The organism is Anaerostipes sp. 992a, from assembly GCF_001940245.1.
Taxonomy (GTDB): Bacteria; Bacillota; Clostridia; order Lachnospirales; family Lachnospiraceae; genus Fimousia.
In genome coordinates this window covers 130926-156216 of sequence record NZ_MJIG01000004.1, presented here as the reverse complement: position 1 = coordinate 156216, position 25291 = coordinate 130926, and the positions used below count along the sequence as shown (strand labels likewise).

At 39.4% G+C, this 25291-nt stretch carries 23 protein-coding genes; 18 read left to right on the top strand and 5 right to left on the bottom strand.

Annotated elements, in window-relative coordinates; all coding sequences use genetic code 11:
• Positions 1-13 precede the first annotated feature (13 nt).
• On the bottom strand, positions 14-1753 hold the full coding sequence (locus tag BHF69_RS05055; RefSeq protein WP_075669988.1) for a hypothetical protein: 1740 nt from the start codon (positions 1751-1753) through the stop codon (positions 14-16).
• A 12-nt stretch (positions 1754-1765) separates the two neighbouring features.
• Positions 1766-3151, bottom strand: coding sequence for an argininosuccinate lyase (argH, locus tag BHF69_RS05050; RefSeq protein WP_075669987.1), 1386 nt, complete (start codon positions 3149-3151; stop codon positions 1766-1768).
• Between the two features lie 243 nt (positions 3152-3394).
• Between argH and BHF69_RS05045 the strand changes: the two genes are divergently transcribed.
• Together BHF69_RS05045 and BHF69_RS05040 are read left to right on the top strand one after the other, a co-directional pair.
• Positions 3395-4072 carry a tRNA threonylcarbamoyladenosine dehydratase gene (locus BHF69_RS05045; protein ID WP_075669986.1) on the top strand — a complete coding sequence of 226 codons (678 nt, stop codon included), beginning with the start codon at positions 3395-3397 and terminating at the stop codon, positions 4070-4072.
• Positions 4073-4169: 97 nt separating this feature from the next.
• A complete protein-coding gene (locus tag BHF69_RS05040; RefSeq protein ID WP_075669985.1) occupies positions 4170-4595 on the top strand; it encodes a putative ABC transporter permease in 426 nt (141 codons plus the stop codon).
• An 80-nt stretch (positions 4596-4675) separates the two neighbouring features.
• Here BHF69_RS05040 and BHF69_RS05035 read toward each other — a convergent pair whose 3' ends face one another.
• Positions 4676-5902, bottom strand: coding sequence for an argininosuccinate synthase (locus BHF69_RS05035; protein ID WP_075669984.1), 1227 nt, complete (start codon positions 5900-5902; stop codon positions 4676-4678).
• 272 nt (positions 5903-6174) lie between these two features.
• Between BHF69_RS05035 and argC the strand changes: the two genes are divergently transcribed.
• From argC to holA, 11 genes are all read left to right on the top strand, one after another.
• On the top strand, positions 6175-7215 hold the full coding sequence (gene argC / locus BHF69_RS05030) for an N-acetyl-gamma-glutamyl-phosphate reductase (protein ID WP_075669983.1): 1041 nt from the start codon (positions 6175-6177) through the stop codon (positions 7213-7215).
• A 91-nt stretch (positions 7216-7306) separates the two neighbouring features.
• Positions 7307-8533 (top strand): bifunctional ornithine acetyltransferase/N-acetylglutamate synthase, encoded by a 1227-nt coding sequence (gene argJ / locus BHF69_RS05025; RefSeq protein ID WP_075669982.1) that lies wholly within the window; start codon positions 7307-7309, stop codon positions 8531-8533.
• Between the two features lie 45 nt (positions 8534-8578).
• Positions 8579-9499 (top strand): acetylglutamate kinase, encoded by a 921-nt coding sequence (gene argB / locus BHF69_RS05020; RefSeq protein WP_075669981.1) that lies wholly within the window; start codon positions 8579-8581, stop codon positions 9497-9499.
• A complete protein-coding gene (locus BHF69_RS05015) occupies positions 9471-10667 on the top strand; it encodes an aspartate aminotransferase family protein (protein ID WP_075669980.1) in 1197 nt (398 codons plus the stop codon). The genes argB and BHF69_RS05015 overlap by 29 nt, the downstream gene beginning before the upstream one ends.
• Positions 10668-10751: 84 nt before the next feature.
• On the top strand, positions 10752-11189 hold the full coding sequence (locus tag BHF69_RS05010) for a DMT family transporter (RefSeq protein WP_075669979.1): 438 nt from the start codon (positions 10752-10754) through the stop codon (positions 11187-11189).
• 95 nt (positions 11190-11284) lie between these two features.
• Positions 11285-11854, top strand: coding sequence for a helix-hairpin-helix domain-containing protein (locus BHF69_RS05005; protein WP_075669978.1), 570 nt, complete (start codon positions 11285-11287; stop codon positions 11852-11854).
• Between the two features lie 13 nt (positions 11855-11867).
• Complete coding sequence (locus tag BHF69_RS05000) at positions 11868-12557, top strand: response regulator transcription factor (protein ID WP_075669977.1); 690 nt, start codon at positions 11868-11870, stop codon at positions 12555-12557.
• 25 nt (positions 12558-12582) lie between these two features.
• Positions 12583-13980, top strand: a complete 1398-nt coding sequence (locus BHF69_RS04995) for a sensor histidine kinase (RefSeq protein WP_075669976.1) — start codon at positions 12583-12585, stop codon at positions 13978-13980.
• A 13-nt stretch (positions 13981-13993) separates the two neighbouring features.
• Entirely contained in the window at positions 13994-14509 is a 516-nt protein-coding gene (locus tag BHF69_RS04990) for a GerMN domain-containing protein (RefSeq protein ID WP_158022555.1), read from the top strand.
• Positions 14510-14515: 6 nt separating this feature from the next.
• Positions 14516-16729, top strand: a complete 2214-nt coding sequence (locus tag BHF69_RS04985; RefSeq protein ID WP_075669974.1) for a DNA internalization-related competence protein ComEC/Rec2 — start codon at positions 14516-14518, stop codon at positions 16727-16729.
• Positions 16730-16814: 85 nt separating this feature from the next.
• The gene (holA, locus tag BHF69_RS04980; RefSeq protein WP_075669973.1) at positions 16815-17795 is read left to right on the top strand and encodes a DNA polymerase III subunit delta; all 981 of its coding nucleotides are present in this window, start codon (positions 16815-16817) and stop codon (positions 17793-17795) included.
• A gap of 115 nt (positions 17796-17910) precedes the next feature.
• On the opposite strand, the gene BHF69_RS14135 is transcribed toward holA, so the two are convergent.
• Positions 17911-18072 carry a hypothetical protein gene (locus BHF69_RS14135; protein ID WP_158022554.1) on the bottom strand — a complete coding sequence of 54 codons (162 nt, stop codon included), beginning with the start codon at positions 18070-18072 and terminating at the stop codon, positions 17911-17913.
• 443 nt (positions 18073-18515) lie between these two features.
• A complete protein-coding gene (gene rpsT, locus BHF69_RS04975) occupies positions 18516-18779 on the bottom strand; it encodes a 30S ribosomal protein S20 (protein WP_334292908.1) in 264 nt (87 codons plus the stop codon).
• A gap of 195 nt (positions 18780-18974) precedes the next feature.
• On the opposite strand from rpsT, the gene gpr reads away from it, so the two are divergent.
• The 5 genes from gpr to BHF69_RS04950 all read left to right on the top strand — a co-directional run bounded on the left by gpr (position 18975) and on the right by BHF69_RS04950 (position 25287).
• On the top strand, positions 18975-19859 hold the full coding sequence (gene gpr / locus BHF69_RS04970) for a GPR endopeptidase (RefSeq protein WP_075669971.1): 885 nt from the start codon (positions 18975-18977) through the stop codon (positions 19857-19859).
• A 75-nt stretch (positions 19860-19934) separates the two neighbouring features.
• Positions 19935-21074, top strand: a complete 1140-nt coding sequence (gene spoIIP, locus BHF69_RS04965) for a stage II sporulation protein P (protein WP_242946116.1) — start codon at positions 19935-19937, stop codon at positions 21072-21074.
• A gap of 85 nt (positions 21075-21159) precedes the next feature.
• Positions 21160-22974: a translation elongation factor 4 gene (gene lepA / locus BHF69_RS04960; protein ID WP_075669970.1), complete on the top strand. Its 1815-nt coding sequence runs from the start codon at positions 21160-21162 to the stop codon at positions 22972-22974.
• Positions 22964-24094 (top strand): radical SAM family heme chaperone HemW, encoded by a 1131-nt coding sequence (gene hemW, locus BHF69_RS04955; protein ID WP_075669969.1) that lies wholly within the window; start codon positions 22964-22966, stop codon positions 24092-24094. Before lepA ends, hemW begins: the two co-directional genes overlap by 11 nt.
• 89 nt (positions 24095-24183) lie before the next feature.
• Entirely contained in the window at positions 24184-25287 is a 1104-nt protein-coding gene (locus BHF69_RS04950; protein WP_075669968.1) for a CobW family GTP-binding protein, read from the top strand.
• Positions 25288-25291 lie beyond the last annotated feature (4 nt).

Sequence of the window (25291 nt, the reverse complement as noted above, 5' to 3'; positions counted from 1 at the left end):
CGAGGCTTTCCGGTTAGGAGCCTCGCTTTAACTTTAATAAGTTCTTTAGTTGGGTTCGATAACGGTAAGCAATCATGATCATGACACAGAGGCCGATGACCAGAAGTGCCAGGGTGACCAGAATGGAACCATAGATATCTGTTACGCCGCCAGTATAAGAGGTATGGATTACATTTCCGCTCATAGAAGCTTTATAAGCTCCTTTGAATTCAGATAAGTTGGAAGAATCAGATACGGAAGATTTCTCCAATGTGTTTTGCTTTTTCAAATCGGTAACTTTAGAGTCAGAATCTAAGGTTACCTTTTTCATAGATTCGTTGCTGTTGGAAATGAAATAATACGTACCCTTTATTTCAGAATTCCAGTTGATCTGGGATAAATCAATATAATCTTGTACTTCTGTAGTCTGACTTTTACCAAAAAGGTGTTTCTTTGTAGAAATCTTAATGGTATTCTTCGTCTGGAAGACTTGGTCAAATGCAGAAGTTACATAAGATGGAGAGCCCTCGGAAAGAAAAAATAACGTCTGATCATCTACTTTCTTTATTGTAGAAAAGCCGCATTTTTTACAATACTTCCTTAAGATATCCAACTCCTCCGCTGAGAGCGTGTTCTGATAATGGAGCCATAATTCCCTCTGAATATGACTGTCTGAATGATAAATGGTGGATAGCTGATAGGATGCAAAGGTGATCGTATGAAGTTCATTAAATGCAGCCTGAAGCTTTTTAGAGCTACCATTATAGATCAGATAGTAACCATCCTTTTGTTTTTCCTTAAAGTCTGGGAGTGTGGAATGGGAAGAGGGTTTATAATACAGTTTATAGTTCACTTTGCCATCGCTGGTAGAAGCAAAAGAAGTAAGTGGATAATTCTCTTTATAACCTTTTTTAAACTGAAATGGTTCCGTTTCATTTATGAGCGTGTTACAGGAAGAGGATCCATCTGATTTGAGCACAATCTGTGTACGTTGTGTCAACTGTTCCACATCTTTGGCATGAAAGGCAATGGTGCAGGTTTTTCCATTTTCTACAGAATCCCATTGTACCTCATAAGAGGAGTTAAGATGCCCTGTTAAGTAAGTGCGGATGGATTTGGAACTCTTGTCCAGACTCTCTTTTGGAATCTGGAAAAGAATCTTGCGTTTGAATCCTCCATTTTCCAGTTCTTCCGTATACACATTTATATGATCCAGAGGGAGATACTCCATGGTGTCAATGGTAATTTTATCGTCCATTACGTGTTTTTCCCCATTAAAAATAAAAGAAGTATCTTTGATAGACCAGATGCTGTCTGCCTCCGATTCACTGAGAATCTCTTCTTCCACAAGGCTTTCAGAGAACCAGGCCATAAGCTCTCGACTGGTAAAATTCTCATTATACAATAGCCCGTTGGCGAACGGAGAGTTACTATAAGAATAATTGATCTCAGCTGCAAAATTCAGACAATCATTTACCTTTTTCTTATAGTCCTTTAAGGAAGAAAAGGAAATGGTAAATTTATATTGGAATTGATCCTCATCGGATTGATCCTGGTAGGTCATGGATTTTGGGCAGTTTTCTTCGATCACAGAGTTTAAGGATTTTAGATTTTTATTCAAAGCCTTAATATCATTTTTTTTCATAGAGCAAAGAATGGTCCTTTTCCCTTCAAATTTATCATTGACGGATAGGCTGGTATCGACTTCAATGCCACATGCTGTCAGCAGTAGCAGAAAGACTGCTGACAGACAAAGCAATAATTTTTTTTTCATAGTTGCCCTCAATTAGTGGTCAATTTCCTTTAAGAAATTTTCGTTAATTTCGATTACCTGTTTCATTGCATCCATACCTGGTGCACCAATGGTATTACGCTTGCTTACACAAGTTCCCAGACTGATGGCTTCGTAGATATCTTCCTGGAACACTGGGCTAATGGCCTGAAATTCCTCTAAAGACATATCATCCAGAGCAATATTCTTGTCAATGCAATATAATACCAGCTGTCCTACGATTCCATGTGCATCGCGGAAAGGGACGCCGTGATTTACAAGATAATCGGCTGCATCAGTTGCGTTGGTAAAGCCGCCCTTTGCGCTGGCTTCCATACGGTCTTTTTTAAATGTCATCGTAGAAATCATGCCGGTGAACAATGCCAGGCATCCTTTTACAGTATCAATGGCATCAAAGGTCAATTCCTTATCTTCCTGCATATCTTTGTTATAAGCAAGAGGAATCCCTTTCATTGCAACTAAAATGTTATTTAATGCAGCATATACGCGGGCAGTTTTTCCTCTTACCAGTTCTGCAATATCAGGATTCTTTTTCTGTGGCATAATGCTGCTTCCTGTACTGTAAGCATCATCGATCTCAACAAATTGGTATTCATTGGAATTCCAGATGATGATTTCTTCAGAAAAACGGCTTAAATGCATCATAACAGTGGACAATGCGGATAGCAATTCAATCAGATAATCCCGGTCCGATACAGAGTCCATGCTATTTAAGGTAGGACCATAAAATCCTAATAATTCAGCTGTCTGATTACGATTCAGCGGATAAGTGGTTCCGGCAAGAGCACCAGCACCCAGTGGACAGTAATTCATACGGTCATAAATATCGCAGAGGCGATCGTAATCACGCTTGAACATTTCCATATATGCACCTACATGATGGGCAACCGTTACTGGCTGAGCCTTTTGAAGATGGGTAAAACCAGGCATATACGTCTCTAAATTCTGTTTCATAATTTCATGAAGAGCCTTTAACAGGTTTATGATGAGATCCTGGATTTCCTCAATTTCGTCTCTTGTGTAGAGCTTCATGTCTAAGGCAACCTGGTCATTACGGCTTCGTCCAGTGTGAAGCTTCTTCCCGGCATCGCCGACACGTTCGGTTAATACAGCTTCTACAAAGCTGTGAATATCTTCGTATTCATCAGTAATGATCAGAGTACCGGCTTCTACGTCATCTAAAATAGATTGAAGTCCCTTTAAGATGGTGTCCTTTTCTTCCATAGTAAGGATTCCAGAGTCTGCAAGCATGGTTACGTGTGCCATGCTGCCTTTGATATCCTGTTTGTAGAATTTCTGATCGAAGCTAATGGAAGCATTAAAGTTATATACTAATTTATCGGTTTCTTTTGTGAAGCGTCCGCCCCATAATTGTGCCATAATCGATTCCTCTTTTCTGTTATTTTTCTTATTGCCCAACCTGTCCTAAAAAATCTTTCAGATCAGATAAAGGCATACATACTATATATTTTACTATAAAAAAAAGACTAAGTCTAGATTTAAAAGAATTTATCTCTTTATCTTTTTACATATTTTGAAAAATATGATATTATCAGACGATAGAAGGGAAAAGTTTATCTATATGAATGAAATTATGGATCAGAAAATAAAAGAGGTGAAAAGATGGAATTTTATGAACGTACCAGCCGATTAATTGGAGAAGAAGCAGTAGAGAAATTAAAAAGAAGCACGATAGCAGTATTTGGAGCCGGAGGTGTGGGAGGCTTTGCCATTGAAGCACTTGCCAGAGCTGGTGTTGGGCACTTGGCATTATTTGATCATGATACGGTCAGCAAGAGTAATATAAACCGCCAGATTATCGCGCTTAATAGCACCATTGGAAGGTCAAAAGTACAGGTAATGAAAGAAAGAATTTATGATATCAATCCCAAGTGTCAAGTGGATGCCAATGAAGTATTCTTTTTGCCGGAGACAGCAGATCAGTTTGATTTTCGACAATACGATTATATCATAGATGCCATCGATACGGTTACCGGCAAGCTTGCACTGATCTGTAAAGCCAAGGAAGAAGAGGTGCCGGTCATTTCCTGTATGGGTGCGGGTAATAAACTAGATCCTTCCTTGTTCGAGGTCAGTGATATTTATAAAACTTCCGTTTGTCCCCTTGCAAAAGTTATGCGGAGAGAGTTAAAGGCCAGAGGAATCAAAAGTTTAAAAGTCGTATATTCAAAAGAAACTCCACGAAAACACAGAGAGCCTGGCAGTATTTCCTTTGTTCCTTCTGTCGCAGGGCTGATTCTGGCTGGGGAAGTAATTCGTGATCTGGCTGATATTGTATAACCGAAGAATAAACATTGGGTGATTTTTTGGACGGCGGGGATGTATAGTTCCATTCAAAATGTATATACTGGTAGTATCGCATGAAAAGGGGTTGCATATGAAGGGATTATACACGATAGAAAAGTATTTTTTTCTGTTTTTTGTTGGAGGAGCCGCATATTATTGTCTGGAAGTCATTGCGAGAGGATTTTCTCATTATTCGATGTTTGTTTGTGGAGGACTGTGTTTTCTTGCATGTGGCTTGCTGAATGAGTGGATGGGCATGGAGGTCAGTCTGATCAGCCAGATGGTATTATCGTCCGGAATCATTACTGGATTGGAGTTGATTACCGGATTGATCGTGAATGTATGGCTGGGTTGGAATGTCTGGGATTACTCCAATCTGCCATATAATTTTAAAGGCCAGATCTGCCTGCAATTTTCGGTGGTCTGGTTTTTTTTATCCGTGATTGCGATTTTGCTGGATGATTATATCCGCTATGCACTCTTTGGAGAAGAAAAGCCTCATTATAAGATTTTTTAACAAAAAAATTTCTCCTATTGCACCTTATGATAGATACCGTCGGAGAAATTTTTATTTTATAAATTCATATTCGATAAAGATTACAGTTTCTTTTCTGCGATTTCTAATTTTTTCATTGCACGTACTTTAGAAGACAAACCAAATAAATTGATGAATCCACTTGCATCGTGGTGATCGTATAATTCTCCAGTTGTGAAGCTTGCTAAAGATTCACTGTATAAAGAATATGGAGAAGTTGTACCAGCTTTGATGATGTTGCCTTTGTAAAGTTTGAATTTTACTTCACCAGTTACATATTCCTGAGTTTTCTCAACAAATGCCTGAACAGCTTCGCGCAATGGTGTGAACCATTTACCTTCATATACGATCTGAGCTAATAAGTTACCCATATCAATTTTTGCTTTATATGTTTCACGGTCTAAGATCAATTCTTCTAACTGTTGATGAGCTTCCATTAAGATTGTTCCACCAGGAGTTTCATATACTCCACGGGATTTCATTCCTACTACACGGTTTTCTACAATGTCAACAATACCAATGCCGTGTTTTCCACCTAACTGGTTTAATTTACGAATGATATCTGCAACTTTCATTTCTTCACCATTGATAGAAGTAGGAACTCCCTTTTCGAATGTCATAGTTACGTATTCGCCTTCATCTGGTGCTTTTTCTGGTGTAACACCTAATACTAACATATGATCAAAGTTTGGTTCTAAAGCAGGATCTTCTAATTCCAGACCTTCATGGCTGATATGCCATAAGTTACGGTCACGGCTGTAGCTGGAATCAGCAGAGAATGGTAAATGGATACCGTGCTGTTTGCAGTATTCGATTTCATCTTCACGAGACTGCATGGTCCATACATCTGTCATTCTCCAAGGAGCGATGATCTTAATGTCAGGAGCCAGTGCTTTGATTCCTAATTCAAAACGAATCTGGTCATTTCCTTTTCCAGTAGCACCATGACAGATGGCACTTGCATTTTCTTTACGAGCAATTTCTACCAGACGTTTTGCAATGACTGGACGAGCCATAGAAGTTCCTAATAAGTATTTATTTTCATAAACGGCATGAGCCTGTACACATGGTACAATATAATCTTCACAAAATTCATCTACGATGTCTTCGATATATAATTTGCTTGCTCCGGATAATTTTGCACGTTCCTCTAATCCGTCTAACTCTTCGCCCTGTCCACAGTCGATACAACAGCAGATAACCTCATAATCAAAGGTTTCTTTTAACCAAGGAATAATTGCGGTGGTATCCAGTCCGCCAGAATAGGCTAAAACAACTTTTTCTTTCATTTCTATATATCCTCCTAATATCTTTTTCTCAAGTAATGGATGTTTGCTTTTAGCATCATCGACTATAAATATACGTCAATTATGAATAATATGCAAGTACTTTTTTGGGTTTTTCACTAATTTTATGCATAAATATGTGAATGTAATGAATAATTATGTAAAAGATTTACGAAAAATAGAAAAACAGGTTGCATATCTAGGAAAAGGGTTGTATAATTATTAAACGTTAGCTTACTATATGAAAAAATAACAATAATATAGAGGAGATTGATATGATAAAAGCAGGTATTATTGGCTCCACTGGATATGCAGGGCAGGAATTAGTCAGAATCCTTCTGCAGCATGGAGAAGTAGAAATTAAATGGTATGGTTCCAGAAGCTATATCGATAAAAAATACTACGATGTATTTCGCAATATGTTTCAGATCGTAGATGCTAAGTGTATGGATGACAATATGGACGAACTGGCATCTCAGGTAGATGTTATTTTTACAGCAACTCCGCAGGGACTTTGTGGAAATCTGGTAAATGAAGAGATTTTATCAAAGGTAAAGATTATTGATTTAAGTGCGGATTTCCGTATTAAAGATTTGGAAACTTACGAAAAATGGTATGGAATCAAGCATGGCAGTCCTCAGTTTATCGATGAAGCAGTATATGGGCTTTGTGAGATCAATCGGGAAAAAATCAAAGGAGCAAGACTGATCGCAAATCCGGGCTGTTATCCAACCTGCTCCACGCTTTCTATTTATCCTTTGGCAAAAGAAGGACTGATTGATATGAATACAGTTATTATTGATGCAAAATCAGGAACTTCCGGAGCTGGACGTGGTGCTAAGGTGAATAATCTTTATTGTGAAGTGAATGAGAATATCAAGGCTTATGGAGTGGCTACACACAGACACACTCCAGAGATTGAAGAGCAGCTTTCCTATGCATCCGGACAAGAGGTAAAACTGAACTTTACGCCTCATCTGGTACCGATGAATCGAGGAATTTTGATTACCGCATATGCAAATCTGACCAGGGAAGTTACTTATGAAGAAGTAAGAGCAATTTATGATTCATATTATAAGGAAGAAACATTTGTCAGAGTCTTAGATCAGGATCAGACACCAGAAACCAGATGGGTGGAAGGAAGTAACTATGTAGATGTGAACTTTAAGCTAGATCCAAGAACAAACCGTGTTATCATGATGGGTGCCATGGACAATTTGGTAAAAGGAGCAGCCGGACAGGCAGTTCAGAATATGAATCTATTATTTGGTTTCCCAGAGACAAAAGGATTAATGCAAGTTCCGATGTTCCCGTAGGCATTGAGCACTTAGTGAATTCGAGCCAAAGGCGAAGAATGAAGTTAGTGTTTAGCGAATTCAGTAAAAAGTTAGAGAGGAAGTGTCATACATGAAGATAATCAATGGCGGTGTAACAGCTGCAAAAGGATTTCAGGCAGCAGGACTTCGAGCAGGAGTAAAACCTGGAAAAACCAATAAAGATATGGCTATGATCGTAAGTGAATGTGATGCAGTATGCGCAGGAACATTTACAAGAAATAAAGTAAAGGCTGCACCTGTAAAATGGGATATGCAGATTGTGGAAAGTCAGGATAAAGCAAGAGCCATCGTTGCAAACAGCGGTGTTGCCAATGCATGTACCGGACAAAAAGGAATGGAGAATGCAAAAGCGACTGCTCAAAAGGCGGCAGATCACTTTGGGGTAACAGCAGAACAGGTGCTGGTAGCGTCTACCGGCGTAATCGGAGCACAGCTTCCGATGGATGTGATCCTTCATGGTGTGGATATGCTGGCATCTACACTTTCTGATACCGAAGAAGCCGGACATGAGGCAGCAGAAGCAATCCTGACAACGGATACAAGAAAGAAAGAGATTGCGGTTACCTTTGAAATTGGTGGAACTATAGTTACTATGGGAGGAATGTGTAAGGGATCTGGTATGATTCATCCTAATATGGGAACTATGCTTGGATTTGTTACGACAGACGTAGCCATTACAAAGGAAATGCTTGTAAAGGCATTAAAAGCAGATGTTGAGGATACTTATAATATGGTATCTGTCGATGGGGATACATCCACCAATGATACTGTTTTGGTTCTTGCCAATGGAATGGCAGAAAATGCGGTGATCGATCAGGAAGGAGAGGCATTTGACACTTTTGTAAAGGCCTTACATACTGTAAATGAACATCTGGCAAAATGCATTGCAGGAGATGGAGAAGGATGTACCAAGTTATTTGAGGTTCAGGCAAAGCATGCAGCAACAAAGGAGGATGCCAAGCTGTTAAGCAAATCTGTTGTAACTTCTTCTTTAACAAAGGCTGCTGTTTTTGGAAAGGATGCAAACTGGGGAAGAATTCTCTGTGCCATGGGATATTCTGGAGCAGACTTTGATCCAGAGCTGGTAGATATTGTTTTAAAGAGCAGTGCAGGAGAATTGGCAATTGTGAAAGATGGTGTTGCCACCGATTATAGTGAGGAAATTGCCACAGAGATTTTATCTCAAAATCCAGTTATCGCAATTGTAGATGCACATGCAGGAGAAGAAGAAGCAACGGCGTGGGGATGTGACCTGACATACGATTACGTATCCATCAATGCGGATTACCGCTCCTAATCCTGATTATGTAAGAGTATTATGATGAAGATAGAAAGTTGAGGAATGAAGATGGAAAATTATATGAAAGAGGAGATGCTCAAAGCTCAGACTTTGATTGAAGCTTTGCCTTTTATCCAGAAATTTAACGGAAAAAAGATTGTCGTAAAGTACGGCGGAAGCGCTATGCTGGATGAAGATTTAAAATATAGTGTATTAAAAGATGTTGCATTATTAAAATTGATTGGATTAAAACCGATCATTGTACACGGTGGTGGAAAAGAAATCAGTAAATGGGTCCGCATGTCTGGAAAAGAACCAGAGTTTATCAATGGGCTTCGTGTAACAGACAAGGATACTATGGAAATTGCAGAAATGGTATTGTTTAAAGTAAATCAGGCATTGGTTGGAATGATGGGAAAACTGGGAATCAAAGCCGTTGGTTTAAGTGGAAAGGACGCGGAGATGCTCCGTGTGGAGAAAAAGCTTGCAGCTGGTAAAGATATTGGTTATGTGGGACAGATCAAGGAAGTAGATACAGAACTGTTAGAAGCTTTGATCGAAGATGATTTTGTACCAGTTATTTCTCCGATCGGTCTGGGTGAAAATAACGAAGGATATAACATCAATGCCGATGACACTGCCTGTGCCATTGCAACTGCAGTTGGAGCTGAAAAATTAGTATTTTTAACAGATATTGAAGGAGTATTTATTGATCCAACGGATAAGAGAACCTTAATTCCTGAAATGGATCTGGACATGGCTCATGAATTTGTGGAGAAAGGTGTTGTTGGAGGAGGAATGCTTCCAAAATTGAACAACTGCATTCAGGCCATTGAAAATGGAGTTGCCAGAGTACATATCTTAGATGGGCGTGTAGAACATTGCTTACTTTTGGAATTCTTTACAGAAAAGGGTATCGGTACAGCTATTTTGAAAGAACCTATTTTCGGAAAGGATGATATCTATGAAAAAATATATCGATAAGGCAGAAAATTACATTTTAAAGACATACAATCGTTATCCCGTTGTCCTGGACAGAGGAGACGGAGTATATCTTTATGATCTGGATGGAAAAAAATATCTGGATTTTGCAGCAGGAATAGCAGTATTTGCCCTTGGATATGGCAATCAGGAATACAATGATGCTTTAAAGGCACAGATTGATAAGATTCTTCATACTTCCAATTTGTATTATAATCAGCCTGCTATCGAAGCGGCAGAAAAGATTGTAGAAAGTAGTGGAATGAAGAAGGTCTTTTTTACCAATAGTGGAACGGAAGCCATTGAAGGAGCTTTAAAGGTGGCTCGTAAATATGCATACAACAAAGATGCTTCAAAGGAATATGAAATTATCGCAATGAACCATTCCTTCCATGGAAGAAGCCAGGGAGCTTTATCAGTAACTGGAAATTCCAAGTATCAGGCTGGATTTGTTCCAAAAGATTGTGTAGCAGTATTTGCAGATTTTAATAATCTGGAAGATGTAAAATCTAAGATTACAGATAAAACCTGTGGAATCATCTGTGAAGTTGTACAGGGGGAAGGCGGAATCTATCCAGCAGACCCAGAATTTTTGAAAGGACTTCGTGCATTATGTGATGAGCATGATATTCTGTTGATCTTTGATGAAGTTCAATGTGGGATGGGACGTTGTGGTTCCTTATATGCTCATGATCTTTATGGGGTAAAACCAGATGTTATGGCATTGGCAAAAGCACTGGGATGTGGTGTGCCGGTAGGTGCATTTGTTGTTGGTGAAAAGGCAGATGGAGCTTTGGTTCCTGGAGATCATGGAACAACTTATGGAGGAAATCCATTTGCTACTGCAGCGGTCAGCAAGGTATTCGATTTGTTTGAAAAGTTAAATCTGGTTGATCATGTCAATGAGATCGGAGCATATTTATCAGAAAAATTAGATGAGTTGACAGTAAAATATGACTGTATTAAAGAACATAGAGGAATCGGTCTGATGCATGGACTGGAATGTGAAATGCCAGTGGCACCGGTGATTACAAAGGCTATGGATAAGGGCTTGATCATCATCAATGCCGGGGCAAATATTCTTCGATTTGTGCCGCCACTTGTCATCGAAAAGGAGCATGTGGATGAAATGATCCAGATTCTGGATGAAGTGTTTGCAGAATTATCATAAAAAAGAAAATAATTGTATGAATGTCAGTCAAAATGCATATACTCTAATTAAATTGGCATAAATGATAAAAGGAGTATGGAAGTCATGATGGGATTTATAATCGCGTTGATTTCAGGCACTTTGATGAGCATTCAGGGAGTCTTTAACACGGGAGTGACAAAGCAGACAAGTCTGTGGATTGCCAATAGTTTTGTGCAGTTCACAGGCTTTCTTTTGTGTCTGTCAGTATGGTTTGTAAAGGAACGAAATCAGTCCTTTTTTAACTTGTGGAAGGTGGAGCCTAAGTATTTTCTTTTGGGAGGTATCATAGGAGCAGGAATTACCATGACGGTGATTAAAAGCATGAGTGCATTAGGACCGGCGAAAGCAGTCATGGTTATCGTGACTGCTCAGATCGTGGTCGCTTATCTCATAGAATTATTCGGGTTATTTGGGACACAGAAGGTGGATTTTTGCTGGAGCAGACTGGTCGGACTTTTGATGACCATTGGCGGAATCGTAATTTTTAAGTGGAAAACATAAATTCCACTTGTAACAGGGGATAAAATTAGGTAAAATGAATAATAGTGGATTAGTATCAGCTGACTGCGGGCTATGGGAATGCAGGAGGATGTTTGATGAAAAAAACAAAAACACTGATATTAATTACGTTTTTAAGCATACTGACAGCTGTTGCCTGTGCTTGTGGGCAAAGTAAGAATGAAGTTGTCGTTTCTACCAAGGAGGATGCGAAGGGAGAGTCGGAGACTGGGACTTCTGGTGAGGAGACGATACAGGTATTTGTCTGCGGTGAGGTGAAGAAACCTGGTGTGTATCAGGTAAAGAAAGACGATCGGATCGTAGTGGCGATTGAGGCTGCAGGAGGTCTTACCAGGGATGCAGCTTATGACAGTGTGAATCAGGCACAAAAGATGGAAGACGGACAGCAGATTTACATTCCATCAAAGACTGATCAGCAAAGTACGTTGACTCAGAAGTCAGATGAGTCATCCTCTGATTTGATATCCATCAATCAGGCTTCGAAAGAAGAATTGATGACGCTTCCTGGAATTGGGGAGTCCAAAGCGGACCGTATTCTTGCTTACCGGCAGGAACATGGAGGATTCAAGTCGTTAGAAGAGTTGATGAATATATCTGGTATAAAGGAAGGCGTATATAATAAAATGAAAGATTATATTACGTTATAGTAGAGGTGGAAAAATGGGAAGAAAAATACTCGTTGTGGATGATGAAAAGCTAATCGTTAAAGGCATTAAATTTAGCTTGGAACAGGACGATTATACCGTGGATTGTGCTTATGATGGACAGGAAGCACTTGATATGGCAAAAAAGACGGAATATGACGTCGTATTGTTGGACGTTATGCTTCCGGAACTGACAGGTTTTGAAGTTTGTCAGGCAATTCGTGAATTTTCCAATATGCCGATTATTATGCTGACTGCAAAAGGGGACGATATGGATAAGATATTGGGATTGGAATATGGTGCAGATGACTATATTACAAAACCATTTAATATTTTAGAAGTTAAGGCAAGAATCCGGGCGATTATCCGTAGAAGCAGCCGTAAGGAAGTTGTAGAAGAAAAGCCACAGGTAGTGGAAAGCGGCGGCTTGAAAGTAGATTGCGAAAGCAGAAGAGTGTATACAGATGGTAAGGAAGTGAATCTGACAGCAAAAGAATTTGACCTACTGAAGCTGCTGATTTCCAATCCAAATAAAGTATACAGTCGTGAAAATTTATTAAAAACCGTATGGGGATATGATTATCCAGGTGATGTTCGTACCGTAGATGTTCATATCCGTCGTTTGCGTGAGAAAATTGAACGTGATTCTGGTGAGCCTGAATATATACATACAAAATGGGGTGTAGGTTATTATTTCCAGAATTAAAGGCGAGACATCTGTATTTCGCAGCATGCAGTTTGTGATCTTTTCATCCTTATCCTTGCTCACCATCGTTATCGTATTTTTCTTTGGACAGAGTTTAGAAAACTCTTATAATGAAAAAGCATTGGATCTGAAGGTCACAACCGTAGAAAATCAATGTACGATGATTGCAAATCAGATTGTTTCCGTCAATTTTCTGATCAATGATACGACAAACTCCGTGTCGACTCAGATTGATCAGTTGGCAGTATCTTTGGGAGGAAGAATTGTCGTTATCAATAAAAACTATCGGATTCTCAAGGATACTTATACGGGATATCAGGGCAAATATTTTATGTCCAGGGATATCTTACGGATCATGAAAGGATCCAAAGACAAAATAATTACCTATCCAGATGGATATATGGAATTGATGCTTCCGATTGTATATGAAAATTCACGAAGTGAAGAGGTACAGGGAGTCATAATCGCAACGATTTCCATGGATGAGCTGCTGGCAACGAAAAATGAGATTCGTATGCAAAGGATGCTGTTATCCGTAGCATTTATTATTATTGGAGTGACCCTGGCGGCATTTATCAGTATTTTTCTAACCAGGGATTTCAAAAAGGTCAATAAAAGTCTGAAGTACATCGCTATGGGACATGAGGATGAACTAATTGAAGAGGTTGGATATACAGAGTTGAAGGAGCTGGTTAAGATGTTTAACTCTATTTTATCCAAAATGCAGAAGTTAGAGGACTCCAGACAGGAATTCGTATCCAATGTTTCTCATGAGCTGAAAACACCGATGACTTCCATGAAAGTACTTGCCGATTCATTGCTTGCACAAGAGGGAATGCCGGAAGAAGCATATCGGGAGTTCTTAACGGATATCGTAGCTGAGATTGACCGTGAGAATGACATTATCACCGACTTATTATCTCTGGTCAAGATGGATAAAAAGGCGGCTAAACTGGATATTAAGGCTACCAGTGTTAATGAGCTTTTGGAGGTAATCTTAAAGAGATTAAAGCCGTTGGCACAAAAGCGAAATATTGAAATCATATTTGAAAGTTTTCGTCCCGTTACGGCAGAGATCGATCAGGTCAAATTATCACTGGCCTTCAACAACTTGATTGAGAATGCCATTAAGTATAATAAGGACGATGGGTGGATTCGTGTATCGTTAAATGCAGACCATAAGTATTTTTATGTAAAGGTATCTGACTCGGGTGTTGGAATACCAGAGGATTGTCAGGATCAGGTATTTGAACGTTTTTATCGTGTCGATAAAGCCAGATCCCGTAAGACTGGAGGAACTGGACTTGGACTGGCAATTACAAGAAATGCTGTTCTGGTCCATAAAGGAGCAATTAAGCTATACAGTGTGGAGGGAGAAGGTACAACATTTACCGTTCGTATTCCACTCAGTTATCATGCATAGAAAGGAGAAGGTGATGAGGAAAAAAAGACAAATCTTCTTTTTTCTTTGCTGCATTCTTCTTATCATATGCAGCGGTTGCGGATTAAAAAAAGAAGAAAAACAGCCGGAGGATTCTCGCGTAAAGATTTACTATACGAATAAGACAGGATCCCGGTTGGTATATGAGACGAGAAAAAGTCCGGAAGGGGAAGATAATCAGACGGTTGCAGATGAAATGATCGGGTGGATGCTGAAGGAACCAAAGAATGAAGAATATTTTATTGCGATTCCCAACGAGGTTGTCATCAATAATGTGGTTGCTCGAAATAACATTGTAAATATTGATTTTGCTGTCGGATATGAGACGTTGGATAAATCCAAAGATGTAATCTGTCGGGCGGCAATTGTAAAAACTCTTGTGCAGATTCAGGGGATTGATTATGTAGAATTTTCCATTGGCGGAAAAACGATGATGGATGCCGATGGGACGCCAATCGGTTCTCTGACGGACGATAGCTTTGTCTTTCGTGAATTACCAATGAAGGAATAATTGAATATGAAAAATCGACCATTATTTTATGTGTTTGCAGGTGTGGTCCTTGGAGAGGGATGTTATTGCATAAGTAAAGTAATGGCGGGAGTATGTGTGGCTCTCTGCCTGTTTTTAGTAAAAGACAAGGAAGGGAGCCGCTTTGCTTTTGCAAAAAGACTCAATATAAAAATTAAAATCTCTTTTTTAATAGGCTTTCTTTTGGGGTGTCTGCTTATGGCCGCAGGAGAACAGATACAAGAACCGAAAGAATCCATTTATGGCAATATCACTGGTACTGTAGCAGAGATTGGAGCTGGGATGACGGATTACATCAAACTATCTCCGTATCAGATCGATGGTAATCCAATGGAAGGAGGAATTCTTTTGTACGGTAAAAGTGAAAAGCTTCTTCCGGGGCAGAAGGTAAGGATTCAGACAGAGCTGGTTCCTTATAAGGCACCTGTAAATCCTGGACAGTTTGATTTAAGGCAATATTATCGATGTAGAAATATATGGTATAGTGGATTTTATGATGATTATACAATCATAAATGAACGAGAAGATAGAGGAAAGACCTTTTTGTTTCATTTAAAAAAGAGATGGCTCGAAAGATGTCAGACGTCTTTATCCGAATCGGATGCAGGGATCATGTCAGCGATTCTGTTGGGAGAAAAGTCTTATATGGATCAAGAACTAAAAGAACGATATCAGCAAAATGGAGTGGCTCATATACTTGCAATCTCTGGTCTTCATATTTCTATGATAGGAGGTACTCTCTATAAACTCTTAAGGTGGATAGGAATGCCATTTGCAGCATCAGGAGCAGGTTCTTTTCTCCTGATGATTCCTTATTGCATGTTGATCGGAAATGCGGTGGCCGCTTTTCGTGCGACAGTTATGTTGATTTTGTACATTGGGGCAGATATCAAAGGAAGACACTATGATTTCATTACCGCTACATCGGTAGCAGGAAGTCTGATTCTTATAGAAAGTCCTTACTATCTGTATGATGCAGGCTTTCTGTTATCTTTTGGCGCAGTATTTTCCATCGGATGTATCTACCCTTGCTTTCGTGGATGGAAAAGGGGAGCTCCTCTATGGCTTGGTCTTTCTATTTGGCTGGCATTGCTGCCTATTCAGCTTTGGTTTTTCTATGAGATATCAATGTGCTCTATTCTTTTGAATTTTATTATAGTGCCGTTGATGGGACCTTTGTTGTTTTGTGGCTTTGCAGGACTGGTATGGAATTGGAAACCATTTTTTGTGGGATGCCATCTGATTTTAACGCTATATGAAAAGCTTCTTGTTTTTCCAGCTATTGTAATTGGAAAGCCATCATCCATACAGATATGCATGTATCTTTTATCACTTCTTTTATTCTGTATGCTGATAAAATGGAAGAAGAACCGGTATGGAATCTTTTGTATAATGATGGGACTATATGTACTGTGTGCTTCTATGCACAATGGATTTTCTATATATTTTTTAGATGTGGGGCAGGGAGATTGTATTGTGATCAATAGCCCTAATGGACAACATTATATGATTGATGGAGGAAGCAGCGATATATCTAAAGTTGGGAAATACCGAATATTGCCATATTTAAAATCGCAGGGAATCCAATCATTGGATGCAGTGATTCTGACCCATTTTGATGCAGATCATTATTCTGGAATCGAAGAGATGATGGGATTCTATCCTATCAAAAAAATGATTATTTTCGAAGGTACTGATACGACGGAAGAAGGGTATCAAAAGATCAAAATACAGGCAGAGGAGAATCAGATTCCAATTTACGCATTTTCAAAAGGGGATTGGATAGAGGATGGTGCCATTAGACTGACCTGTCTCTTTCCAGAGCAGGGATATAAAGCCGAAAAGAATCAACAGTCCCTGGTATTCTTACTGTCTTATAAAGAATTTGACTGCCTGCTTACTGGAGATTTGGAGCTAGAAGGTGAAGACAGGCTGGTAGCGATGGGGCTTCAACAGGCAGAAGTATTAAAAGCAGGGCATCACGGCTCCCAAAATGCAACGAAAGAGGCTTTGCTTGGTCAGGTAAAGCCGCTGTATTCCGTAATTTCCTGTGGAAAGGATAACCGCTATGGTCATCCCAGCCAGGAAGTGTTGGATCGTCTAAAGGAAAGTGGAAGTGAGATATTGGTGACGGCTGAGAGAGGGGCAATCTGGATGGAAGAGAGGAAGGGGAGATTTTCTTGTGAAACTATGATATACTAATAAACAGGAAACATCCGCTTATAAAAATACTTTTGGCTTTGAGATTTTATTCTGAAAGTTTCAGAAGAGAAAGTGCAGTATAACAATGAAAACAATCAATGAACATATTAAAAAACAGGAATTTGTCCCATTTTATCTTTTATATGGGGAAGAGGATTATCTAAAACGGCAGATGAAGGAACGTCTCGTACATGCATTGGTAGCTGACGGAGATACCATGAACTACGGAAGTTTTGAAGGCAAAAGAGTGGATCAGCAAGAAATTTTGGATTTAGCAGAAACCCTTCCCTTTTTTGCAGAGAAGAGGGTACTTGTACTGGAAGATACCGAACTTGGAAAGAAAAGCGATGAGGACTTTATAAAGCAATTGGAAGGACTTCCGGATACGACGGTGATGATTTTTGTGGAAAAGACCATTGACAAACGTTCTAAAATATATAAATTTATCAATAAAAATGGCTATGCAGCAGATATGGCCGTTCAGGATGAAAAGCAGCTTTTGGTCTGGGTCGCCTCTCTTTTAAAACGAGAAGGAAAACAGATGACCAATGCCAATGGGGCTTATTTTCTTCATAAAGTGGGAACAGATATGAATCAGATTCGCAATGAACTGGAGAAGGTGGTCCTTTATACCGGGCAACGAAATGAAATTACGAAAAAAGATATTGATGCTATCTGTTCTACGGAGATTACAGGAAAGATTTTTGATATGCTGGAAGCCATTGCGGGGAAACAGCAGAAAAGGGCGCTGGCACTGTACTATGAGCTTTTAGAATTAAAAGAGCCTCCGCTTAAGATTTTGGCTCTTTTGGTCCGCCAGTGTAATCAGATGTTGATCGTAAAATCTATGGCTAAGACCCAGTCGCAAAATAAGGTGATTGGGAAGCAGGCGGGGATTCATCCATATGTAGTAGGGAAGCTTCGTAAACAGGCAGAGTATTTTACGATGGAGCAGTTGATGGATATGGTCAGATGCTGTGGAGAAACCGATGAAGGGATTAAAACCGGAATTTTCAACGACCGCATTGGGGTAGAATTATTGATTGTTCGGTTTTCCAGTAAATAAGGGTTTTGTGGACTAAATGAAGAAGAAAATTTCTCCTCCTGCGCCTAGGATGCCAGAACGTAAGAACAACCAAAGCTGTCTGGATTTACCCCGAGCCAAACCCTAATCCGCTCCGCTAGTCGGGCTTGGCATGGCACAAGGCGAACTGCCTTCCTTTTTTCCATAACAGTTGGAAAGGTAAGTAAACTTCCCTACCAACTGTCCTATGGAAAACAGTCATCTTCGATGCCTGAAGCAGTTCTGGTGATAGAATCCAGCCAACAGGTTGTTCTAACATTCCGCATATGTCGCTTTCGGAGAAGTTTTCTTCTTTTCCATGTTCCGTTTCTCAACACGAATATGGGAGAAGCCAATATACTACAAAGAACGAAACCATTCCGGTAAAGCAATCTGCGAAGGAGCTTACATGTTTTCTCAGGCAGAAAATCTTTACCAAAAGCAGTGCTTTTGGTCGTCCATAAGGACAAATGGCTGGAAGCTTGCTTACATAGCCATTTGTCCCTGGACGAGGGATAAGATTTTCGTCTGTCATGGTGTAGAAAAAAGGAAAACATGTATCAGATTTGGAAGCTCCGTAGCCTGATTGCTGATCGGAATGATTTCGTTCTCACACATTATCCCATAGTCAAAGAAACCCTCATTTTTTAGATAAAAAAGAAAAGACAAAGAAAAGCTGACGGGACTTTTCTTTGTCTTCTTCGTATGTTTTATTTATATTGACTAAGCAATGCTGTTAACTGCTTTTGTTAATCTAGAAACTTTTCTAGCTGCTGTATTCTTGTGGAAAATTCCTTTAGAAGTAGCTTTGTTGATTTCTGCGATAGCAGCTGTTAAAGCTGTCTGAGCGGTAGCTGCATCTTTTGCTGCAACTGCTGCTTCAACTTTCTTAATGTAAGTTTTTACTTTAGTTTTGATTGCTTTATTTCTCTGTGTTTTTGTGTTAATAACTTTGATTCTTTTTTTTGCTGATTTAATATTTGCCAATCTGGGCACCTCCAAATGTATTCTTATATATTGTTATAGTAATAATTATCATACATGACGAGACACGGATATGCCATGCATAAAACATACTCATTAATTGTAGTAAAAACTTTATATTTTGTCAATGCTTTTTTAAAATAAAATGGATTTTTCTGTATATACTAACCTTATTTAAAACACGGAGGTTTAGGAAATATGGTAGTAAGAACAGATTTAGCACTGGAGCTGAAAGAAGATCTGGATCATCAATACGGGATGGAAGGAATTCACATGAGAACTAGAGTGGATGCAGATAATCATATCAAAGAAACCCGTATTATGATTGAAAATGAGAAGGGGAGTAAACAGCTGGGAAAACCGATAGGAACTTATATCACATTAGAATGTAGTGATATGCAGGAAAATGATAAAGGCTACCATGAGGAAATGAGCGAGGCTTTGGCGGAGCAGTTAAATCTTTTGCTGCCGAATAAGAAGAGGGTTTTGGTAGCAGGACTTGGTAATCGGAATGTGACACCAGATGCACTGGGCCCATATGTCATTGAGCACTTGTTTATTACCAGTCATTTACGCAAGCATGGGTATTATAAAAAGGCCAGGGATATTCGTGGTGTAGCACCAGGGGTGATGGCTCAGACTGGCATGGAGACAAGCCAGATACTAAGGGGAATTATCAAAGAGACCAAACCGGAGGTATTAATTGCCATTGATGCCTTGTCAGCCAGAAGCTCTAATCGGCTAAATTCCACAATACAAATATGTGATACGGGAATACAGCCAGGAGCAGGCATTGGGAATCATAGGGAAGGTATGAACATAGAGACCATGGGAATTCCTGTAATCGCCATAGGAGTACCTACTGTGATAGGGGTTTCTACAATTATTTATGATGCATTAGAGCCTTTTGTGGGTCAGGAAGCCATATCGGAAGAAGAACGCCATCATTTTGCCTATGAAATGGTAAATACGCCATTTGCGAAAATGTTCGTTACGCCAAAAAATATTGATGAAGCGGTAAAACGTATTAGTTTTACCATATCAGAAGGAATTAATCAGTGGATTATTGGAAAAGAAGCATAAAAATCAAAGCTGTAGAATAGATTAATAGGAAGAGGAAATCAATCAGCGGGATGAGAAGAGCAATGAGGGCAGGATATGAAGAAGAAATGGATGAAAATAAGCAGTATATTTTTTATGATTCTTGCAACGACATCGATACTATTGATTGGAATTCAGAAAAAAGAGATTAGGCAGGACTTAAAGGAAGGCTGTGTGAATCAAACAGTGCAGATTGTAAAATATACAGTAAAAGAAATGCTTCCCCAATATGGATACCAGGATCAGAGCAATATACAGTTAGTTTATAGCATTATGAAAAGGATTGTATCTAACGAAATGATACCATATTTAGGATATTTGGAGAATTACGGTATCAACAGTCAGGAGCTGATCAGTGAAAATGCAGTTCCTGCCTTTTTGTATTCGGAAGACGATGAAACCAGTGAAGCAAAGAATGTATCTGGAAATTCCATCACCACCTTTACGGAAAAACAGCTATATAGTCGTTCTTTTTTACGAAAATATTTTATTCAGGTGGATAGTACTACAACGATTACAGACCAGGAGCTTGATGGAAGAGAATTATTTCGAAAAAACCTGCAATTGAATAGCCAGGAATCCCCACAGATCCTGATTTTTCATACACATGGCAGTGAAGCTTATGCTGATAGCCGTTCTGGAAAACAAAGCGATACAGTGACTGGAGTAGGAGAACAGCTTACAAAGGAATTGAAGAAGATGGGATTTCGCGTGTATCATGATACAACGTCCTATGATGTAAGAGCTGGAAGATTGGATCGTTCCAAGGCATATTATTATGCGGCGCAGGGAATTGAAAGAATCTTGAAAAAGTATCCACAGATTCAGGTTATTATCGATTTGCATAGAGATGGAGTAGCACAGGGGACCAGGCTAGTGACGAAAATTGATGGAAAAAAGACGGCACAGATTATGTTTTTCAATGGGATGAGCCGGACGGCTACCAATGGGGAAATCTCATATTTAAAAAATCCTAATAAGTTATGGAATTTGGCTTTTAGCATGCAGATGCAGAAGAAGGCATATGAAAATTATCCGGGATTCACGAGAAAGGTTTATATAAAGGGATATCGATATAACCTTCATTACCGAAAAAGAAGTATGCTGGTAGAGGTGGGAGCTCAGACCAATACAGTTTCTGAGGCTTATAATGCTATGAAACCTTTGGCAAAGCTGTTATCCATGGTGCTGAAATAATTGACAATTTGCCTTGCTTCCGTCATAATATAAAAGTGAATCAAGATGCAAAAAAGCATTGATATACGAAACAGGAGGAAGAGGTATGGCAGCCATTGATCAGAGTAAAATACGAAATTTTTGTATTATCGCACATATTGACCATGGAAAGTCAACTTTGGCAGATAGAATTATCGAAAAGACAGGACTTTTAACATCAAGAGAGATGCAGGCACAGGTTCTGGATAATATGGATTTGGAGCGTGAGAGAGGAATTACGATTAAATCTCAGGCAGTTCGAATTGTATATAAAGCCAATGATGGAGAAGAATATATTTTTAATTTAATTGATACGCCGGGACATGTGGATTTTAATTATGAGGTTTCTAGAAGTCTGGCAGCCTGTGAGGGAGCAATTCTTGTTGTAGATGCTGCTCAGGGAATTGAAGCTCAGACATTGGCCAATGTATATTTGGCGTTGGATCATGATCTTGAGATCATGCCGGTAATCAATAAGATTGATCTGCCTAGTGCGGAGCCAGAACGTGTAAAGGAAGAGATAGAAGATGTAATTGGCATTGATGCAGAGCATGCACCGCTGATTTCTGCTAAGAATGGCATTAATATTGAGGATGTATTAGAGCAGATCGTAGAAGTAATTCCACCACCAGAAGGAGATCCTGATGGGCCATTGCAGGCGTTAATCTTTGACAGCCTTTATGATTCTTACAAAGGTGTTATCATTTTTGCCAGAATCAAGGAAGGTACGATCAAAGTAGGTACCCGCATGCGTATGATGGCAACTGGTGCGGAAGCAGAGGTAGTAGAGGTTGGTACCTTTGGTGCAGGACAGTTTATTCCGTGTGATGAATTGTCCGCAGGCATGGTAGGATATATTACTGCAAGCCTTAAGAATGTGAAGGACACCAGAGTGGGAGATACCGTTACCGATGCCAGTCGGCCATGTAAGGAGCCACTTCCAGGATATAAGAAGGTAAATCCAATGGTGTTTTGTGGGTTATATCCTGCCGATGGTGCTAAGTATCCAGACCTTCGAGATGCTCTTGAAAAGCTTCAGTTAAATGATGCAGCGTTGCAGTTTGAACCGGAGACATCCATTGCACTGGGCTTTGGATTCCGTTGTGGATTTTTAGGACTTTTACATCTGGAAATCGTACAAGAACGTCTGGAGAGAGAATACAATCTGGATCTGGTTACGACTGCCCCAGGGGTTGTATACCGGGTTTATAAAACAGATGGTCAGATGATCGAACTGACCAATCCATCGAATCTTCCAGATCCATCTGAGATCTTAAGAATGGAAGAGCCGATCGTAAATGCAGAAATTATGGTTACGACGGAGTACGTGGGAGCGATTATGCAGCTTTGTCAGGAACGTCGTGGACGATACCTGAGCATGGAATATATGGAAGAGACCAGAGCTTTATTAAAGTATGAGCTTCCGCTGAATGAGATTATCTATGATTTCTTTGATGCACTAAAATCACGTTCCAGAGGATATGCTTCCTTTGATTATGAGATGAAGGGATATGAAGAATCCCGTCTTGTAAAACTGGATATTTTAATCAACAAAGAAGAAGTGGATGCATTATCCTTCATTGTACATGAGGATACAGCATATGAACGTGGAAGAAAGATGTGCGAAAAGCTGAAAGTGGAGATACCAAGACATTTATTTGAGATTCCAATTCAGGCAGCCATTGGAAGCAAGATCATCGCCAGAGAAACCGTAAAAGCTATGCGAAAAGACGTATTAGCCAAGTGCTATGGCGGAGATATTTCACGTAAAAAGAAATTATTGGAGAAACAAAAAGAAGGAAAGAGAAGAATGCGTCAGGTGGGCAATGTAGAGATTCCACAGAAAGCATTTATGAGTGTATTAAAGTTAGATGAAAATTAGAAATGATATAAGCTTATATATTCATATTCCTTTTTGTGTTCAGAAATGTAAGTATTGTGATTTCCTATCCTTTTCTAGTTTGGAGGAGGATAGGAATTCTTATATTCAGGAGTTAAAGAAGGAATTACAATGGAAAAGCCAGTGGGCCAGTGGAGCTTCGGTGATTTCTGTTTTTTTTGGCGGTGGAACGCCATCAATATTGAGAGTAGAACAGATGGAAGAGCTGCTTTCTCTCATAAAAGAATATTATACATTAACAGAGGATGTAGAAATTACCATGGAGGCCAATCCAGGGACATTGACCGTAGAAACACTTTTACAGTATCAAAGAATCGGAATCAATCGACTGAGCATAGGGCTTCAAAGTGGAGATGATCAGGAGCTGGAGATGCTGGGAAGAATCCATACGTGGGAGCAGTTTGAACGAAATTATCGAGATGCCAGGAAAGTGGGATTTGAGAACATCAATGTGGATCTGATGTCTGCTTTGCCTGGGCAGACCATCGAAAGCTATCAAAAGACGCTTAAGAAGGTAGTACGATTGGATCCAGAACATATTTCTGCTTATAGTCTGATTGTGGAAGAGGGAACTCCTTTGTACGAAGATGAGATTTTATTAGAAAAATTACCGGGAGAAGAACTGGATCGTCAGATGTACCAGATGACAAAAGAATTTCTACATGCGCATGGATATGAGCGATATGAGATTTCAAATTATGCAAAACCAGGATATGAATGCAGGCACAATAGTGTCTATTGGACTGGAGGAGAATATCTGGGATTTGGACTGGGTGCTTCTTCCTTCTTTAAAGGGAAACGGTTTCATAATGAAGAGACGCTTTTCAAATATCGCTTCGACGGAACCCCTCAGGACGTAGAAGTGTTGACCAAAGAAGATAAGATGGGTGAATTTATGTTTCTGGGGCTTCGGATGACAAAAGGGGTCAATGTTGAGGATTTTTATCAAAAGTTTGGTCATACTATGGAGGAAATTTACGGACAGGTGATTCGAAAACATGAGAAGGAAGGCTTACTGATTTGTGAAAATGGCATTGTAAAGCTTACGGATAGAGGCTTGGATGTCAGTAATTATATTTTTTGTGATTTTTTGATTGAATAGAAGAATTCTTAAAATTTGCCATTTTCAAAAGAAAGTGATAAACTATAATCTAACTGTTGGAAGACCTTATTTTTAGGAGGAAATAGAAAATGATAAAAATAGATATTATTTCAGGGTTTTTAGGTGCTGGAAAGACAACATTGATTAAAAAATTGTTAAAGGAAGCATATGCAGGAGAACAGGTCGTATTAATCGAGAATGAATTTGGAGAAATCGGGATCGATGGTGGCTTTTTAAAAGAAGCAGGAATTGAGATTCGTGAGATGAATTCTGGATGTATCTGCTGCTCTTTAGTAGGAGATTTTGAAGAATCCTTGCAGCAGGTCGTAGATACTTATCATCCAGACCGTATCGTTATTGAACCATCTGGAGTTGGAAAACTATCTGACGTGGTAAAAGCAGTGGAACCAGTGGAAGGAGTAACGATCAACAGTCTGACAACAGTTGCAGATGCAAAACGCTGTAAGTCCTATATGAAGAATTTTGGAGAGTTTTATAATAATCAGGTAGAGAGTGCAGGAACCATTGTTTTAAGCAGAACAGACAGCATGAAGGAGGAAAAGCTGGAACAGATCATGGATCTGTTAAAGGAAAAGAATCCAGAAGCATTTATCGTTACGACTCCATGGAATCAGCTGGATGGCAAAAAGCTTCTTTCCACAATGGAAGGAGCAGATATTCATTCTGCACATTTGTTGGATGATGCATGTCCTGTTTGTGGGCATCACCATGAGCACCATCATGAACATGAGCACCATCATGAACATGAGCACCATCATGAACATGAGCACCATCATGAACATGAGCACCATCATGAACATGAGCACCATCATGAACATGAGCATCATCATGAACATGAGCACCATCATGAGCATGAACATCATCACCATGATCATGATTGTGGATGTGGTCATGAACATCACCACCATCATGCGGATGATGTATTTGGTAGTTGGGGTCTGGAAACAAGCAAGAAATTTACTAAAGAAGAAATAGAACAGATTCTGAAACAGCTTCCGGAGAATGTTCTCCGTGCCAAGGGAATGGTGCCTGCTAAGGATGGAAAATGGATTTATTTCGATTATGTGCCAGAAGAAATGGAAATCCGAGAGGGAGCCCCAGAGGTTTGTGGAAAAATCTGTGTTATTGGTTCTAAAATGAACGAAGAGGAAATTGCAAAATTATTTAAGTAGGTGA